Source organism: Curtobacterium sp. NPDC089689 (genome assembly GCF_044749145.1).
Lineage (GTDB): Bacteria > Actinomycetota > Actinomycetes > Actinomycetales > Microbacteriaceae > Curtobacterium.
Genome location: NZ_JBIVHJ010000006.1, coordinates 1 through 16,793 on the forward strand (window position 1 = coordinate 1; position 16,793 = coordinate 16,793).

Annotated in this window: 17 protein-coding genes and 1 rRNA gene; 14 read left to right on the top strand and 4 right to left on the bottom strand. The window is 72.5% G+C overall.

Going from position 1 to position 16,793, the window contains the following annotated elements:
• A 5S ribosomal RNA gene (gene rrf, locus ACIPYW_RS16515) occupies positions 1–88 on the top strand; the annotation flags it as partial.
• Between the two features lie 76 nt (positions 89–164).
• Here the strand turns inward: rrf and ACIPYW_RS16520 are convergent.
• Positions 165–1,220: a hypothetical protein gene (locus tag ACIPYW_RS16520; RefSeq protein WP_400415459.1), complete on the bottom strand. Its 1,056-nt coding sequence runs from the start codon at positions 1,218–1,220 to the stop codon at positions 165–167.
• Positions 1,221–1,328: 108 nt separating this feature from the next.
• Here ACIPYW_RS16520 and ACIPYW_RS16525 point away from each other — a divergent pair, with 108 nt between their 5' ends.
• The 9 genes from ACIPYW_RS16525 to ACIPYW_RS16565 all read left to right on the top strand — a co-directional run bounded on the left by ACIPYW_RS16525 (position 1,329) and on the right by ACIPYW_RS16565 (position 10,641).
• Positions 1,329–2,168, top strand: coding sequence for a hypothetical protein (locus ACIPYW_RS16525; RefSeq protein ID WP_400415462.1), 840 nt, complete (start codon positions 1,329–1,331; stop codon positions 2,166–2,168).
• 67 nt (positions 2,169–2,235) lie between these two features.
• The gene (locus tag ACIPYW_RS16530; protein ID WP_400415620.1) at positions 2,236–3,213 is read left to right on the top strand and encodes an HAD-IIA family hydrolase; all 978 of its coding nucleotides are present in this window, start codon (positions 2,236–2,238) and stop codon (positions 3,211–3,213) included.
• Positions 3,214–3,223: 10 nt separating this feature from the next.
• Entirely contained in the window at positions 3,224–3,451 is a 228-nt protein-coding gene (locus tag ACIPYW_RS16535; RefSeq protein WP_400415465.1) for a hypothetical protein, read from the top strand.
• Positions 3,444–4,283: a TlyA family RNA methyltransferase gene (locus ACIPYW_RS16540; RefSeq protein ID WP_400415467.1), complete on the top strand. Its 840-nt coding sequence runs from the start codon at positions 3,444–3,446 to the stop codon at positions 4,281–4,283. The genes ACIPYW_RS16535 and ACIPYW_RS16540 overlap by 8 nt, the downstream gene beginning before the upstream one ends.
• Positions 4,280–5,206, top strand: a complete 927-nt coding sequence (locus ACIPYW_RS16545; protein WP_058725554.1) for an NAD kinase — start codon at positions 4,280–4,282, stop codon at positions 5,204–5,206. Before ACIPYW_RS16540 ends, ACIPYW_RS16545 begins: the two co-directional genes overlap by 4 nt.
• Positions 5,203–6,897 (top strand): DNA repair protein RecN, encoded by a 1,695-nt coding sequence (gene recN, locus ACIPYW_RS16550; RefSeq protein WP_400415470.1) that lies wholly within the window; start codon positions 5,203–5,205, stop codon positions 6,895–6,897. Before ACIPYW_RS16545 ends, recN begins: the two co-directional genes overlap by 4 nt.
• 126 nt (positions 6,898–7,023) lie before the next feature.
• Entirely contained in the window at positions 7,024–8,733 is a 1,710-nt protein-coding gene (locus ACIPYW_RS16555) for a CTP synthase (RefSeq protein ID WP_290133806.1), read from the top strand.
• Between the two features lie 330 nt (positions 8,734–9,063).
• Complete coding sequence (locus ACIPYW_RS16560) at positions 9,064–9,633, top strand: NUDIX hydrolase (protein ID WP_290133807.1); 570 nt, start codon at positions 9,064–9,066, stop codon at positions 9,631–9,633.
• A 27-nt stretch (positions 9,634–9,660) separates the two neighbouring features.
• Positions 9,661–10,641 carry a site-specific tyrosine recombinase XerD gene (locus ACIPYW_RS16565; protein ID WP_400415622.1) on the top strand — a complete coding sequence of 327 codons (981 nt, stop codon included), beginning with the start codon at positions 9,661–9,663 and terminating at the stop codon, positions 10,639–10,641.
• A 166-nt stretch (positions 10,642–10,807) separates the two neighbouring features.
• On the opposite strand, the gene ACIPYW_RS16570 is transcribed toward ACIPYW_RS16565, so the two are convergent.
• Together ACIPYW_RS16570 and ACIPYW_RS16575 are read right to left on the bottom strand one after the other, a co-directional pair.
• The gene (locus ACIPYW_RS16570) at positions 10,808–11,254 is read right to left on the bottom strand and encodes a DUF2510 domain-containing protein (RefSeq protein WP_400415473.1); all 447 of its coding nucleotides are present in this window, start codon (positions 11,252–11,254) and stop codon (positions 10,808–10,810) included.
• A gap of 125 nt (positions 11,255–11,379) precedes the next feature.
• The gene (locus ACIPYW_RS16575) at positions 11,380–12,411 is read right to left on the bottom strand and encodes an LLM class flavin-dependent oxidoreductase (protein WP_400415475.1); all 1,032 of its coding nucleotides are present in this window, start codon (positions 12,409–12,411) and stop codon (positions 11,380–11,382) included.
• A gap of 84 nt (positions 12,412–12,495) precedes the next feature.
• Here ACIPYW_RS16575 and ACIPYW_RS16580 point away from each other — a divergent pair, with 84 nt between their 5' ends.
• Together ACIPYW_RS16580 and ACIPYW_RS16585 are read left to right on the top strand one after the other, a co-directional pair.
• Positions 12,496–12,828 carry a TraR/DksA family transcriptional regulator gene (locus ACIPYW_RS16580; protein ID WP_400415478.1) on the top strand — a complete coding sequence of 111 codons (333 nt, stop codon included), beginning with the start codon at positions 12,496–12,498 and terminating at the stop codon, positions 12,826–12,828.
• Between the two features lie 123 nt (positions 12,829–12,951).
• Positions 12,952–13,395, top strand: a complete 444-nt coding sequence (locus ACIPYW_RS16585) for a TIGR02611 family protein (protein WP_400415481.1) — start codon at positions 12,952–12,954, stop codon at positions 13,393–13,395.
• A gap of 19 nt (positions 13,396–13,414) precedes the next feature.
• Here ACIPYW_RS16585 and ACIPYW_RS16590 read toward each other — a convergent pair whose 3' ends face one another.
• Positions 13,415–14,689: an MFS transporter gene (locus tag ACIPYW_RS16590; protein ID WP_400415484.1), complete on the bottom strand. Its 1,275-nt coding sequence runs from the start codon at positions 14,687–14,689 to the stop codon at positions 13,415–13,417.
• A 100-nt stretch (positions 14,690–14,789) separates the two neighbouring features.
• Here ACIPYW_RS16590 and ACIPYW_RS16595 point away from each other — a divergent pair, with 100 nt between their 5' ends.
• A complete protein-coding gene (locus ACIPYW_RS16595; protein ID WP_290133813.1) occupies positions 14,790–15,155 on the top strand; it encodes a helix-turn-helix transcriptional regulator in 366 nt (121 codons plus the stop codon).
• On the top strand, positions 15,152–16,786 hold the full coding sequence (locus ACIPYW_RS16600; protein WP_400415486.1) for a methyltransferase: 1,635 nt from the start codon (positions 15,152–15,154) through the stop codon (positions 16,784–16,786). Before ACIPYW_RS16595 ends, ACIPYW_RS16600 begins: the two co-directional genes overlap by 4 nt.
• Positions 16,787–16,793 lie beyond the last annotated feature (7 nt).

Here is a 16,793-nt window from a genome sequence, read left to right on the forward strand (position 1 = left end):
CGGTCACATTCCGAACCCGGAAGCTAAGCCTCTCAGCGCCGATGGTACTGCAAGGGGGACCTTGTGGGAGAGTAGGACGCCGCCGGACTCAACGTGAAAGAAAGACGTGGCCATCGGCCCTCCGTCGAGCACAGGGGAAACCCGACGCTCGCGAGGGTCGGTGGTCATTTCTGTTTGTGGCGGTCGCTCGCCTCGACGCGCGGCACGGTTCGTGATGGACTGGGCGTGTGTCGTGCTCGAGGCCGGCACCCGATGACAACGACACAGCGGACGACAGCTCGGGAGACCGGGCGCGCAGACGAGGAGCGACGGTGGCGAACGACGACGAACAGCGACGAGACGGCGAAGGCCGTTCGGATCGGCCGCGTCGAGACGGAGACCGTGGGCCTCGTCGAGATGGCGGCCAGGGTGGCCGCTGGTCGTCCGGTCCGCGCGACTTCGAGCGTCGGGAGGGTGGCCGGCGTGACGATGGTCCTCGTCGCGAGGGTGGTCGTCCGTTCCGCGACGGCTCCCAGCGTGGGGACCGTCCGGCTTGGCGCGGTGATCGTCCTGACAGCGGGCGCCCGCCTCGTGGTGACGGTCCGCGCGGTGCTGGCCGACCGCAGCGCGACGGTGATCGTCCGTACCGTGGCGGATCTGATCGGCCGCAGCGGGATGGTGATCGCCCGTTCCGCGGTGGTGCTGATCGTCCGCGTCGTGATGGTGACCGTCCGTTCCGTTCGGATCGTCCGGCGCGTGATGGCGACCGTCCGTACCGTGGTGGATCTGATCGGCCGCAGCGGGATGGTGATCGCCCGTTCCGCGGTGGTGCTGATCGTCCGCGTCGTGATGGTGACCGTCCGTACCGTTCGGACCGTCCTTCGCGTGATGGTGATCGTCCGTTCCGTTCGGATCGTCCGGCGCGCGACGGTGATCGTCCGTTCCGTTCGGACCGTCCGGCGCGTGATGGTGACCGTCCGTTCCGTTCGGATCGTCCGGCGCGTGATGGAGATCGTCCGTTCCGTTCGGATCGTCCGGCGCGTGATGGTGACCGTCCGTTCCGCGGTGGTGCCGATCGTCCCCGTCGCGACGGTGACCGTCCGTTCCGTTCGGACCGTCCTGCACGCGATGGCGACCGTCCCGAACGCCGCGACGGCGGCCGTCCGTTCCGCGGAGACTCCGACCGCCCGCGTCGTGACGGAGGCGACGACCGTCGTCGCTTCGGGGACGGCTCGCGTCATGCCGGCGCACGCTTCGGCGAGGCAGCCCGTGACGACTGGGAGGACCGCGACCCGTACGGCACCAAGTCGATCCGCCCCCGCCACGACGATCCGGAGATCCCCGATGGCGTGCAGGCACGTGATCTCGACCCTGCCGCCCGTGCAGAGCTCAAGACCCTCAGCAAGGACAACGCGGACTGGGTCGCGAAGCACCTCGTCTCGGCGGCGCTCCTCGTGGACGTCGACCCCGAGACGGCGAACCAGCACGCACTGAGCGCTGCCCGTCGCGCCGGTCGCGTGGCCGTGGTCCGGGAGACGGCCGCGATCACCGCGTACCGTCTCGGCGACTTCGCCACCGCGCTCCGTGAGCTCCGGACCTACCGGCGCATCGCGGGCAAGAACGACCAGCTGCCGATGATGGTCGACTGCGAGCGTGGCCTCGGCCGACCCGAGCGCGCGCTCGAGCTCGGTCGTTCGGTCGACCGCGCAGCCCTCGACACCCCCGTGCAGGTGGAGCTCGCGATCGCGATGTCCGGCGCACGCCTCGACCTCGGCAATCCACAGGCCGCGCTCGGTGAGCTGGAGATTCCACAGCTCGACCCCTCCACTGCGTACAGCTGGTCCCCGGCGCTCTACAGTGCTTACGCGGCCACGCTCGAAGAGCTCGGCCGCCAGGACGAGGCCGACGAGTGGTGGGCCCGTGTCGATCACGCGACCACGGCTCTGGCCGAGGCCGCTGACGAGGATGCTTGGGAGACGGTTGATGTGGTCGAGGAAGCGATCGAGGACGAAGGACACCGAGGGGACGACGCCGAGCAGCTCGACGAGCCCGCAGTCGAGCAGGACGCCGACGACGAGCTCGAGCCTGCCGACGAGCACGCCCCCGTCGACGAGCCCGGCCCCGCCGACGAGCCCGGAGAGATCGACGACGACAACCCCACCGACGTCGACGGCTCCGCAGCTGACTGACGCGGCTCCGCAGCCGACTGACGCGGCTCCGCAGCCGTCCACCGGCGCGGTTCCCCCGACGCACGGGATCGACGTCGTCCTGACGGACCTCGACGGCGTCGTGTACCGCGGACGCAACGCGATCCCGCACGCCGTCGAGTCCCTGACCCGGGCGTCGCTCGGCGCCCGCGTCGGGTACATCACGAACAACGCGTCGCGACGTCCGGTCGACGTGGCCGAGCACCTCGAAGCATTCGGCCTCGAGGTCGCCGCGGACGACGTCGTGACCTCGTCGCAGGCCGGCGTCCGGCTCCTGTCGACGCTCGTGCCGGCCGGATCGACGGTCCTGGTGACCGGTGGCCTCGGTCTCACGAGCATCGTCGAGGAAGCCGGGTTCACGGTCACGAACAGCGCCGAGGACTCGCCGGCGGCGGTCATCCAGGGCTTCTCGCCCGACCTCGGGTGGAAGGAGCTCGCGGAGGCGTCCTTCGCCCTCGCGGACCCGGACGTGCCGTGGGTCGCGACGAACATGGACTGGTCGATCCCCGTCGAACGCGGGATCGCGCCCGGCAACGGGACGCTCGTGTCGGCCGTGCACCAGGCGGTCGGCCGGATGCCGGTCGTCGCGGGCAAGCCCGAACGGCCGATCTTCGACGCTGCCCTCGCCCGGTTCGGCGGTGCGCATCCCCTGTTCATCGGCGACCGACTCGACACCGACATCAAGGGGGCGAACGACGCCGGGATCCCGAGCGTCCTCGTCCTGACCGGGATCGACCAGGCGAAGCAGGTCCTCGCGGCCGACCCGAAGTCGCGGCCGACGTTCATCCTCGGCGACCTCCGCGGCCTGTCGACCCCCTACCCGGTGACGGTCCGGCGCGAGGACGAGGACGGCACCCGGTACGTCACGGTCGGCGACTCCACGGTGGCGATGCGCGGGCACGTCGTGCGGGTGCTCGACGACGGCGACGACCTCGACCGACTGCGCGCGGGTGCGACGATCATCTGGGAGTCGGGCCTGGCCATCTACGGTCTCGACGTGGACCCGAAGCTGTACGGCGGCGAGTAGCGTGACCGACGTGCCGAACGAGGACCGCCCGACGCAGCCGCAGCCCGGCGACGTCTCGGCGCGTCCGAAGCCGGGCGGGGCCTCCGGCGTCCCGCTGTCCGACCAGGACCACGAGGACTTCGCCGCGCGGACGGCAACGGCGGAGGAACTCGACCTCGCGGACCGTGCAGACGCCTTCGCGGCCCTGCACGACGAGCTCCGCACTCGTCTCGAGAGCGGCGGCACGGCGAGTGCCTGAGCCCGCCGGAGCAGCCGAGGGCGCTCGCGGCGGTCCCGTCCGTCTCGACGCGCTCGTCGCCGAACGCGGACTCGCACGGTCACGCACGGCGGCGGCCAAGCTGATCCAGGACGGGCGCGTCACCGTCGCCGGGGTCGCGGTCGTCAAGCCGTCCCACCCGACCCGTGCGGACGCCGCGATCGTCGTCGACTCCGGGGACGAGTGGGTCTCCCGTGCTGCGCGCAAGCTCGTCGGTGCCCTCGACGCCTTCGAGATCGACCCCACCGGACGCGTGGCGCTCGACGTCGGCGCGAGCACGGGCGGCTTCACGCAGGTGCTCCTCGCACGCGGTGCCCGTCGGGTCGTCGCGCTCGACGTCGGCCACGGCCAGCTCGACCCCGTGGTCGCCCTCGACGACCGTGTGGCCGTGATCGAGGGGTGCAACGCGCGGAACCTCACCGCCGAGTCGTACGCCGCGCTCGACCCGGCAGCGGCGGAGACGTCGCTCGTGGTCGGCGACCTGTCCTTCATCTCGCTCCGGATCGTGCTGCCGGTGCTCGCCTCCGCGGTGCCGTCCGACGACTTCGTGCTCCTGGTGAAGCCGCAGTTCGAGGTCGGCCGTGGTGGCGTCCGGGAGGGCATCGTGCGCGACCCGGGCCTCCGGAACGACGCGCTCATGAACGTGCTCTGGTCGGCGTGGGACGCGGGCCTCGGGACGTCCGGTCTCGCGGCCTCGCCCATCGTCGGCACCCACGGGAACCACGAGTACCTCGCGCGCTTCCAGCGTGGTGTCGGTACCAATCCGACAGAATGGATCGACCGGGCGACGAGCCTGGCGGAAGGGGTGGCATGAGCGACGAACGGCACATCCTGCTCGTCTCGCACACCGGGCGGCAGGACTCGATCGACGCCGCGGTCGAGGTCTGCGACATCCTGCACGCCGCCGGGGTGACCCCGGTGATGCCCTTCGACGAGTACGCCGACGTCCGGCGGGCCGAGGCGTCCGTGGGCAAGGTCGACATCCTCGGGGTCGACGTGCAGGCGGACCAACTCGAGATCGTCATCGTGCTCGGCGGTGACGGGACCATCCTCCGCGCGGCAGAGCTCGTCCGCGGGACCCGTGCGGCGCTCGTCGGGGTGAACCTCGGCCACGTCGGGTTCCTGGCCGAGAGCGAACGCCCCGACCTCGAGGAGACCGTGCAGCGCACCCTCCGTGGTGAGTACCACGTCGAGGAGCGCGTGGCGCTGCAGGTCGACGTCGTCGTCGGCCAGGAGACCGTGTACTCGTCGTGGGCGCTCAACGAGGCCACGATCGAGAAGGCGTCGCGCGAACGCATGCTCGAGGTCGTCACCGAGGTCGACGGCCGCCCCCTGTCGTCCTTCGGCTGCGACGGCGTGGTCATCTCGACTCCGACCGGCTCCACGGCGTACTCGTTCTCCGGCGGCGGTCCGATCGTCTGGCCGGACGTCGACGCGATCCTCATGGTGCCGCTGAGCGCGCACGCCCTGTTCTCCCGCCCCATCGTCGTCGGTCCGGACTGCACCCTCGCGGTCGAGGTGCTGCGCCGGACGAGCGGCGTCGGCGTGCTGTGGTGTGACGGCCGCCGGGCGCACGACCTGCCGCCGGGTGCACGTGTCGAGGTGCACCGGTCCTCTGAGCCCGTGCGGGTGGCGCGGCTCAAGGACGCCCCGTTCACCGACCGTCTGGTGGCGAAGTTCCGCCTGCCCGTCACCGGCTGGCGCGGCCCGCAGCGCGACGACGAGGTCGACCAGTGATCGAGGAGATCTCGATCGCCGACCTCGGGGTGATCGGTGAGACCACGCTCGAACTCGGTCCGGGCTTCACCGTCGTGACCGGTGAGACCGGCGCCGGCAAGACGATGATCGTCACCGCACTCGGCCTCCTGCTCGGTGCCCGTGCTGACGCCGGAGCCGTCCGACGGGGTGCGTCGTCCGCCGTCGTCGAAGGACGCTGGCACGTGCCGGACCACGACGCCGTCGCCGAACGGGTCGAGGACGCCGGCGGCGCCGTCGAGGACGGCGAGCTCATCCTCACCCGTACCGTGTCGGCGGAGGGTCGCAGCCGCGCGACGGTCGGCGGACGCAGCGCCCCGGTCGCGGTGCTCGGCGAGCTCGCCGACCAGCTCGTCACCGTGCACGGCCAGTCCGACCAGATCCGCCTCACGTCGGCCGCGGCCCAGCGCGCTGCCCTCGACGGGTTCGGCGGTCCGAAGCTCCGGAAGGCGTTCGACGCGTACGTCGCCGCGTACGACGCCTGGCAGCAGCACGCGGGCGAACTCGAGACGCTCACGCGCGACCGCGACGACCGCGTCGCCGAGGCAGAGCGGATCCGCGCCGCCTCGGACGAGATCGAGGCGGCCGACCCGCAGCCGGGCGAGGACGTCGAGCTCGCGGAACGGGCCGAACGGCTGGGCAACCTCGAGGAACTCCGGCTGTCCGCGGGCCTCGCCCACGAAGCGCTGTCGAGCGAGTCACTCGAGGGCGCACCGGACGTCGTCGGCCTCGTCGAGTCGGCACGCCGAGCGATCGAGCGCGTCGCCGTTTCGGATGCTGCGCTGCAGCCCGTGCTCGAACAGCTGACGGAGCTGAGCATCCAGGCGACGGAAGCCTCGGCGAGCCTGTCGAGCTACCTCGGCTCGCTCGAACCGGACGCCGGTCACGACCTCGAGCTCATCAACGAACGGCGCGCCCTGCTCGCCGGGCTCACGCGCAAGTACGGCGAGACCGTCGACGACGTCATCGCGTACGGGCAGCGGGCCGGCGAGCGACTCCTGGAGCTCGACGGCGACGACGACCGCATCGCTGCACTGCAGCAGGCTGTGGAGCAGGACGAACAGACCCTCGCTGACGCCGCCGGTGCCCTCACCGCGGCCCGGACCAAGGCTGCCGGCGACCTCGCGAAGCGCGTGACCGCCGAACTGAAGTCGCTCGCGATGGCCGGCGCCACCCTCGTGGTCGAGGTCACCGACGCGGAGGAGTACCGCCGACACGGTCGCGACCAGGTGGCGATCCTCCTGCAGCCGCACTCCGGCACCGACCCGCGTCCGATCGGCAAGGGCGCGTCGGGCGGTGAACTCTCGCGTGTCATGCTCGCGATCGAGGTCGTCATGGCGGGCAGCACCACCGTCCCGACGTTCGTCTTCGACGAGGTCGACGCCGGCGTCGGCGGAGCGGCGGCGATCGAGATCGGGCGGCGGCTCGCGCAGCTCGCGGAGCGCACGCAGGTCATCGTCGTGACACACCTCGCGCAGGTCGCGGCCTTCGCGAACAACCACCTCAACGTCGTGAAGGACGCCAGCGGCGCGGTCACCTCGTCGAGCGTGCGGCGGCTCGACGGCGAGGAGCGGCTGCAGGAGATGGCGCGGCTGCTCTCCGGCCTCGGCGACAGTGCCAGCGGCATGGAGCACGCCCGCGAGCTCCTCGAGGTCGCCGGTCAGTCCGCCTGACGGCGGTCCGCGCCCGCCACGACCGGCGCGCCACGAGGCGGGCCGGGCACCGGCCACCCACCCGCGCAACGCCCGCGGCGAACGCGGGTCGCGCCTCCCGTCCGATCTGACGTAGGATGGAAGCCCGTGGCGGACACTTACAGCGGCGGAACACAAACTTCGAACGAGACCCCGAAGGTGACGAAGCAGATCTTCGTGACCGGCGGGGTCGTCTCGTCTCTCGGCAAGGGCCTGACGGCGGCCAGCCTCGGCAACCTGCTCACGGCGCGCGGCCTCAAGGTCGTCATGCAGAAGCTCGACCCGTACCTCAACGTGGACCCGGGCACGATGAACCCGTTCCAGCACGGCGAGGTCTTCGTGACCGACGACGGCGCCGAGACCGACCTCGACATCGGGCACTACGAGCGCTTCCTCGACATCAACCTCTCGCAGGCGGCGAACGTCACCACCGGGCAGGTCTACTCGAGCGTCATCGCCAAGGAGCGTCGCGGCGAGTACCTCGGCGACACGGTCCAGGTCATCCCGCACATCACCGACGAGATCAAGCGTCGGATGCGCGAGCAGGCGGAGAACGACCCCCAGCCCGACGTCATCATCACCGAGGTCGGCGGCACGGTCGGTGACATCGAGTCGCAGCCGTTCATCGAGTCGGCGCGCCAGGTGCGGCACGAGCTCGGCCGCAACAACGTCTTCTTCGTGCACGTCTCGCTCGTGCCGTTCATGAACGCGTCGGGCGAGCAGAAGACCAAGCCGACGCAGCACTCCGTCGCCGCACTGCGCTCGATCGGCATCCAGCCGGACGCGCTCGTCCTCCGCAGCGACCGCCCCGTGTCGGACTCGAACAAGCGCAAGATCGCCCTCATGTGCGACGTCGACGAGGACGCCGTGGTGAACGCCGTCGACGTGCCCTCGATCTACGACCTCCCGGGGCTGCTGCACGACCAGGGCCTCGACCAGGTCATCATCGACGCCCTCCGCCTCGAGGCGCACGACGTCGACTGGTCGGCGTGGAAGCCGGTCCTCGACGCGGTGCACGAGCCGAAGAAGGAGGTCACGATCGCCCTCGTCGGCAAGTACATCGACCTCCCCGACGCGTACCTCTCGGTCACCGAGGCCCTCCGCGCCGGTGGGTTCGCCCACAACGCCCGCGTGAAGCTGAAGTGGGTCGTGTCCGACGACTGCACCACGCCCGAGGGCGCCGCGAAGCACCTCGGCGACGTCGACGGGATCTGCGTCCCGGGCGGCTTCGGTGTCCGCGGCATCGAGGGCAAGCTCGGCGCGCTGCGGTTCGCGCGTGAGCAGGGCATCCCGACGCTCGGCCTGTGCCTCGGCCTGCAGTGCATGGTCATCGAGTACGCCCGCCACGAGGCCGGGCTGACCGACGCGTCGAGCACCGAGTTCGACCCGGAGACGACGACGCCGGTCATCGCGACCATGGCGGAGCAGGTGGACATCATCGCCGGCGGTGACCTGGGCGGGACCATGCGCCTCGGCCTCTACCCGGCGCACTTCACCGACGGGTCGCTCGCGGCGGAGCTGTACGGCGCCCCGGAGGCGTCGGAGCGTCACCGTCACCGCTACGAGGTCAACAACCACTACCGCCAGCAGATCGCGGACGCCGGCCTGGTGTTCTCGGGTACCTCGCCCGACGGCACGCTCGTCGAGTACGTGGAGCTGCCGCGCGAGGTGCACCCGTTCTACATCGCCACGCAGGCGCACCCGGAGCTCCGGTCGCGTCCGACGAACGCGCACCCGCTGTTCGCGGGGCTCGTCGGTGCCGCGATCGAGCGCGCGGGGGCCTCGAGCCTGTTCGACCCGCAGGAGTCGGCTGCCTGAGGCGAACGCCCGACGGCCTGGAGGCGGGGGGGCCGCGGGGCCCCCCCCCCCCCGGGGGGGCGGGGGGGGGGGGGGGGGGGGGGGCCGCGGGGGGGGGGGGGGGGGGGGGGGGGTGGGGGGGGGGGCCCCCCCCCGGCTCGCCCCCCCCTGCGCCGCCCCCCGCCCCCCCCCCGGCGGGGGGGGGGGCGCGGGGGCCCCCCCCCCCCCCCCCCCCCCCCCCCCCCGTCCAGGGGGCGCGTTCTGTCGCTCGAAGCCGCGTTCTGTCGCTTGCGGTCGCGTTCTGTCGGGCGGAACCAGGTTCCGGGGACGGGGCGTGCTTGGATTGAGCACGTGACCGACGCACCCATCGCAGACGAGCCCACCTCCTTCGACGTCACCGACTCCACGGTCGTGTACGAGGGCGTCGTGTGGAACGTGAAGCGGGACACCGTCGCGTACGGGGACGGCTCGATGGTGCGCGAGTACATCGACCACACCGGGGCGGTCGCCGTGTACGCGGAGGACGACGAGGGACGCGTGCTCGTCATCCAGCAGTACCGGCACCCGGTCCGGGTGCGCGACTGGGAGCTGCCCGCGGGTCTGCTCGACCACCCGGGCGAGGACCACCTCGTGGCCGCGAAGCGCGAGCTCGCCGAGGAGGCCGATGTGGAGGCCGACGAGTGGGAGCACCTCGTCACCTACAACACCTCCTCGGGCGGGAGCGACGAGTTCCTCGAGATCTACCGCGCCCGCGGCATCCGGGCCACCGCGTCGGCGTTCGAACGGGAGGCCGAGGAGGCCGACATCGTGAAGCGGTGGGTGCCTCGCGCCGAGCTGGTCGAGGCGATCCTCGACGGGCGCCTGCACAACTCCGGGCTGGTGGTGGCGGTCCTCGCGGCCGACGCCGCGGCTCGTCGGTAGCGTGCCGGTCGTCGCGGTGACCGCGTGATCGCACTCGCACAGGCCACGGAATCGTACCTGCGGCACGTCGCGATCGAGCGGGGGCTGTCGCAGCACACCGTGTCGGCCTACCGGCGTGACCTCGCTGTGTTCGCGGAATGGTTGGCGGACGCCCCGGTCGTCGACTCCGCAGGCGCCGACCGGGCCGGGGGAGCCGCTGCCGTCGACGACGTGGGTCGTCTGGCGCGGGCGGACGTCGCCGGGTTCGTGGAGCACCTCGCCACCCGGCCGGAGCCCCTCGCGCCCCGGTCGATCGCGCGGATGCTCAGCTCGGTGCGGTCCTTCACGGCGTTCGCTGCGGGGGAGGGCTGGCTGCCGCTCGACCCCGGTACCGCCGTCCGACCGCCGAAGGCCCCGATGCGGCTGCCCAAGGCGATCTCCGTGCACGACATGGAGCGGCTGCTCGGCGCGGTCGTCGGGGACGATCCCGTGCAGCTGCGGGACCGGGCGCTGCTCGAGCTGCTCTACGCCACGGGTGCGCGCATCTCCGAGGCGGTCGGGCTGTCGGTCGACGACGTGCAGTCGGACGACGAGGGGCCCGACGGTCCCGGGGTCTCGGTCGTGCGGGTGACGGGCAAGGGCAACAAGCAGCGGATCGTGCCCCTCGGTAGCTTCGCCCGGGCGGCGATCGACGCGTACCTCGTCCGGGCCCGGCCGGTCTTCGCCGCACGTGGGCCCTCGACGCCGGCGCTGTTCCTCGGTGCCCGCGGGGCGCGGCTGTCCCGGCAGAGCGCGTGGCTCGTGATCCAGGCGGCTGCGGCTGCGGCCGACTTCGAGGCGCACGTGTCGCCGCACACGTTCCGGCACTCGTTCGCGACGCACCTGCTCGAGGGGGGTGCGGACGTGCGGGTCGTGCAGGAGTTGCTCGGGCACGCGAGCGTCGCGACGACGCAGATCTACACGATGGTGACGGCGGACATGCTGCGGGACGTGTACCAGACGGCGCACCCTCGGGCGAGGCGGGGGTAGGGCGGGGCGCGGTGTCGGGGTGCCGTGGGTTCGCGCAACCAAAGGCGATCGGCGCCATGGTTGCATCCGGTGCGATCGGACTTCGGTCGAGCGAACGGGAACCGCACCGCGGGGGCGGGGCGGGGACGTCGGCACACGGGCGAGCGTCGGCGGACGGGCGCCGGGGTCAGAACAGGCGGAACTGCGCCGACGCAGCGACGGCCGCCGTCGCCACCGCGACGACGAGGGCGCTCGTCGCGATGCTCCGCGAGAGCACCCGCCACCCGCCGGTCGCCCGGGGAGCGATCACGGCCACCGACCCGATCGCCAACGCGACCGCGCTGACGAGCCCGAGGGGGTTCCAGACCGCCGAGAGCGCCGCGGCAAGGGCGGCGACGACGGTCAGGACGCACAGTCGTCGGACGTTTCCGGCGTCGGACGCCCACGGACGGGTCCGGATCACCGCGGTGCCGACGGAGAACGAGGGCCCGACGGGTGCGACCACCACGGGCACGATCGGCTCCGTCCGGCTCGGCAGCGCCCGGGTCGCCTCGGCCCAGGTACGCCCGTCCCACCACCGCAGTCGCGATGCGTCCTGCGGATCGGGGAACCAGCCGGCGGCCGGGAGCGTCACGGGGTCCTCCTCGAGGAGACGGAGTGCGGATGTGCCCCTCGACGCTACGGCGTGGTGTGCGTGCGACACAGCCCCAGCCCGGGTGTCGGCGAGATGGGGGACCGCTGCGCGCCGGCCGGGACCGCTCAGGCGGGCACGGGTGCCGCGTCCACCTGCGTGAAGACGTCCTTCACCGCGGCGAGCATCCGGGCGTTGAAGTCCACGCCGAGCTGGTTCGGCACGGTGACGAGCACGGTGTCGGCAGCACGGACGGCCCGGTCGGCGGCGAGCTCCGCGACGAGGTCCTCGGGCGACCCGATGTACGAGCGGCCGAACCGTGCGAGTCCGCCGTCGAGGTGGCCGACCTGGTCTTGACCCTCGACCTGCGCCCGGACACCGAAGTAGTGGCGTGACTCGTCGTCGATGATCGGGATGATGCTCCGCGAGACCGAGACCCGCGGGGTCCGCTCCCACCCCATCTGCTCCCAGGTCGACCGGAAGCGCTCGATCTGCTCGGCCTGGAGCTCGTCGAACGGCACGCCGGTGTCCTCGGTGAGGAGCGTCGACGACATGAGGTTCATGCCCTGCTCGGCGGTCCACTCGGCGGTGGCGCGGGTGCCGGCACCCCACCAGATCCGGTCCGGGAGCGTGTCCGAGAGCGGGAACACGGGCAGCGACCCGGCCGTGCCGGTCATCTGCGGGTTCGCGTTCGCCATGGGCTCCCCGGCGATCGCTCGGCGGAAGACGCTCGTGTGCGAACGCGCGAGGTCGGCGCCGTTCGGGTCGCCGGCGTCCGGCACGTAGCCGAACTGCTGGTACCCGGCGAGAGCGGTCTCGGGTGATCCCCGGGAGACGCCGAGTTGCAGTCGGCCGCCGGAGATGAGGTCGGTCGCCGCGGCCTCCTCGGCCATGTAGAGGGGGTTCTCGTACCGCATGTCGATCACGCCGGTGCCGATCTCGATGCGGCTGGTCCGGGCGGCGATCGCGGAGAGCAGCGGGAAGGGTGCGGCCTGCTGCGGCGCGAAGTGGTGGACGCGGAAGTACGCGCCGTCCACCCCGGCCTCCTCGGCGGCGACGGCGAGGTCGACGGCCTGGACGAGGGCCTCGCGCGCGCTGCGCACCCTGGACCCCGGCACGTCGCGCCAGTGTCCGAACGACAGGAACCCGATCTTGGTCATGTCGATGCGAACGCATCCGAGTCGGCGTCCATTCCGCACCGGACCCGGGTGGCGGCACGCGACGGCGGACTACCGTGGTCCGCCATGGACGATCCCCGCGCCGCACTCACCGCCGAGCGCCTCCGCAACGAACGTCTGCTCGCCGGCGTCGAGCAGAGCATGCGGGACGTGAGCGACGCCCGGCAGGACGCCAACTCCGACGACGAGCACGACCCGGAGGGAGCGACCCTCGCGTGGGAGCGCGGTTCGCTCGGCGCGGTCCGCGACGACGCCCGCGAGCACATCCGGCTGGTGGACGCCGCGCTCGCGCGGCTCGACGCGGGGACCTACGGGCGATGCGCGGTCGGCGGGGAGCCGATCCCGGAGGCGCGCCTGGCCGCCGTCCCGTGGGCGGCGACGTGCGTCGCGCACGCGTGACGGGCCTCCAGGCCGGGTCGCTGACCCGACGCTGACGATGGCCGGGAGGCCCGTGGTGTGCCGTCCAGGACCCTGCCGTCCGCCACGGCGCAGTTTCCCAGCCGCAGCCCCTACCGTGCCGACATGGACGGCACACCCGACGAGCGACCCGGCGCTGTCGAGCCCTCGGCGGCGCGGCACCACCGCTTCCAGTGGTTCCGTGAACTCCGCGCCTGGATCCACGCGCGGCCGCACGTGCACCTCGTCTACAAGGTGCTCGTCGGGGTCGTCGGTGGGCTGGTGGTCGTCATCGGCCTGATCCTCGTGCCGCTGCCCGGGCCGGGCTGGCTCGTGGTCTTCATCGGGCTGACGATCCTCGCGAGCGAGTTCCACTTCTTCCACCGGATCATCACGTGGCTCCGGGCACAGCTCCACCGCTTCTGGGACTGGGCGAAGACCCGCGGCCCGAAGTGGCTGCGGAAGGTCGCTGACCGCGGCAAGGCGGACGTGGACGCCGCACACGCCGACGCGCACCGGAACATGGGGATGCAGGCCCGCGCACCGAAGCACCCGCGCCCCGGTCACTGAGCGAGCCCGGCGCCTCCGCTCAGTCGGCGGCCGCGGCGCCCCGCTCGGGGCAGGTCCGGACGGAGCCGGTGGCCGTGCGTTCGATGACCGAAGCAGCCTGCTCCTCGACCACAACCCGTCGGACCGACACGAGCTGCAGGACCAGGGCGGTCGCGGCGGCGAGGACGATGAACGCCCCGTAGCCGGCGAGCACGGGCACGAAGCCGAACGCCGGCTCGACGAGGCCCGCCACGACGGCAGGGACGCCGAAGGCCAGGTAGCTCACGATGTAGATCGTCGACAGAAGTCCGGCACGGTGCGTCGGAGCGGCGGTCGCGAGCAGCATCCGGAGCGGCGCCTGGAACCCGGCGCCGAACCCGATGCCGGCGATCGCGCTCCCGACGACGAGGCCGGGCAGCGAGTGCGCGAAGACGAACGACACGGTGACCACCGGGCCGACGATGAGCGCGACGAGCCCGAGCAGAAGGCTCCGTCGGGTGTCGAGGCGCTGGATCGCGAGACCGGTGAGTCCGCCGACCCCCGTCACGACGGCGATGAGCGCCCCGGCGGCGAAGTGGTCCTGGATGCCGAACACCGCGCCGAGCGCCGAGGGCACGAGCGAGAGGAAGAGGCCACCGAGGGCCCAGCTCGCGACGAGCGACCCGGCGACGCTGCGGAACAGGACGCGGGAGTCCCGCGGCACGGACACCGTCGGGCGGAGCGACCGGAGTGCGCCCGGTCGGCGGGTGACCCGCTCGGGGACGACGACGAGGGCGATCACCAGGACGAGCAGCAGGGCACCGAACACCACGTAGACGAGCTGTTCGGGCGCGGGGCCCCACTCGACGAGGGCGCCGCTCGACAGCGCGCCGGTTGCGAGCGCGAACGGCGGGACGGCACCGTTGAGGACACCGGCGAGGGACGGGAAGCGCTCGAGCGAGTGGTCGATGAGCGCGGCTCCGAGCGCGCCGATCAGCAGGCCGACCGCCACGCCCTGGACGATGCGGTCGACGATGAGGGCCGTGAGTCCGTCGGCCCGGGTGAAGAGCACGAGGGAGACCACGAGCAGCAGGCCACCTGCGAACAGCACCGGCTTCCGGCCGACGTGGTCGGACAGGCGTCCGGCGACGAGCATCGTGACGAGCAGTCCGGCGACGTAGATCGCGAACACCGCGGTGAGCATGAGCGGGGTGAGGTGCCATTCGGCCGCGTAGACGGGGTAGATGGGCGACGGTACCGAGGAGGACGCCATCGCGGCGAGGAGCACCGCGGCGAGGATCCAGAACCCGGCGACCGAGCGAGCTGACTGCTGCATGAGCACCCTTCCGAGGAGGTCTTGTACGACTGCATTCGTACCGCAGTCTTTTGTACGACGCAACTCGTACAGCATCGTGAACGGTGCTACCGTCTCGTGCATGCCCGCGAACGTCGATGCCCCGGAGCGGCTGCCCCAGCCGACCGTCGCCGAGATGGACCTGCCCGTCGTGCTCGACGCCCTGAGTGACCCGATCCGCCTCGCCATCCTGCACCGGTACCTGATCGACGCCGCCGGCGGGGTGCGGAGCTGCGGCTGGGTCGGCATCGACCGGCCGAAGTCGACGCTGACGCACCACTTCCGCGTGCTGCGCGAGGCGGGGCTGCTCGAACAGCACCAGGAGGGCCTCGTCCGCTCGAGTCGCGTGCGGTTCGACGACGTGCAGCAGCGGTTCCCCGGACTGCTCGACCTCGTCGCGGCGTGGGAGGTCCCGGCGGCCCTCATGCGCGAGGACGTCGCCCCGTGACCCCCGCTGCTCGACCGGCGCACCGGCTGCCCACGATCACGACCGAGCCCGCGGCCGTCGCGGCGATCGCCGCCGACCTCGAGGCCGCGGGGTTCACCGTGGAGCGGCTCGACTCCCTGTGGGGTGCCGAGGCCGCAGCGTCACTGCACCGGGGATCACGCGTGGCGGCGCTGCGTGCGCTGGGGGCGCGGGACTCTTCGCCGCTCGCGACCCTCGCCACGCTCTTCGTCCTCGGGCTCCCGGTGTCGCGGGCGCACGCGGCAGTCGCGTTCCCGACGGCGGGCGTCGACCGGGTCGCCGCCGCGGGCCTGCTGCGGACCGACTCGAGCAGCGCCGACGACTCGGGGCTGCCGCTCGACCCCGCCGACGCGCTCGTCCACCCCACGGTGGACCTCCGCCCGTACGCCTTCGTCGACGACCTCGGCGCCGACAGCTGGTGGATCGTCTCGGACCTCGGCGAGCTCGCCCTCGGCACGGCGCTGGGGGAGGAGCACGTGCTCGGCATCGGCGGAGCCACCACGACGCTCTCCGGCCTGCAGGTGCCCGTGCCCGTCCACCGCGTGCTCGATCTCGGCACCGGCTGCGGCATCCAGGCGATACACGCCCGCCGGTTCGCCGACGAGGTCGTCGCCACCGACATCTCCCGCCGCGCGCTCGACATCGCCCGGTTCAACGTCGCGCTGAACGGGCTGGACGGCATCGAGTTCCGGCTCGGCTCGCTGTTCGAACCCGTCGCCGGTGAGCGCTTCGACCGGATCGTCTCGAACCCGCCGTTCGTCATCACGCCCCGCCGCGAAGGGGTTCCGTCCTACGAGTACCGCGACGGCGGCATGGTGGGCGACGCCCTCGTCGCGACCGTCCTGCGCGGCCTCGGCGAGCACCTCGAACCCGGAGGGACCGCGCAGCTCCTCGGCAACTGGGAGTACCACTGGGGCTCCGACGGCCTCGACCGGGTGCGGTCCTGGTTCGCCGAGGCCGAGGCCGGCGCCGACTCCGACCTCGACGTCTGGGTGGTCGAGCGGGAGCGCGAGGACCCGCCCGCCTACGCCGAGACCTGGATCCGCGACGGCGGGACGAAGCCCGGCAGCGCCGAGTTCGACGACCTCGTGGACGCCTGGCTCGACGACTTCCGCGACCGCCGCGTCACGGGCGTCGGCTTCGGCTACGTCGTCGTGCGTCGCCCCGCGCACGCGGACGAACGGCCGGGAGGCACGCCCCGCCTCCGCCGCTTCGAGCGCGTCCCCGAGGTGCTCGGGTCCAACCCCGCGGGGCTCGGCGCCACCGTCGCGCGCGTCCTCGACGCGGCCGACTGGCTCGCCGCGCACGACGACGAGGCGCTCGGCGCCGCGCACCTGCGCGTCGCCGGTGACGTCACCGAGGAACGCTTCTACTGGCCGGGCAACGACGACCCGACCGTGATGACGCTCGTCCAGGGTGGTGGGTTCGGACGTCGGGTCGACGCGGACACGGCGCTCGCCGCGTTCGCCGGCGCGTGCGACGGCGAGCTGTCGGTGCGGGCGATCATCGGTGCGATCGCGCAGATCACGGGCGTGGACGAGGACGCGCTCGTGGCCGACCTGCTGCCGCGGGCGCGCGACCTCGTCCTCGACGGACTCCTGCTCCCGGCCTGACCGGGAG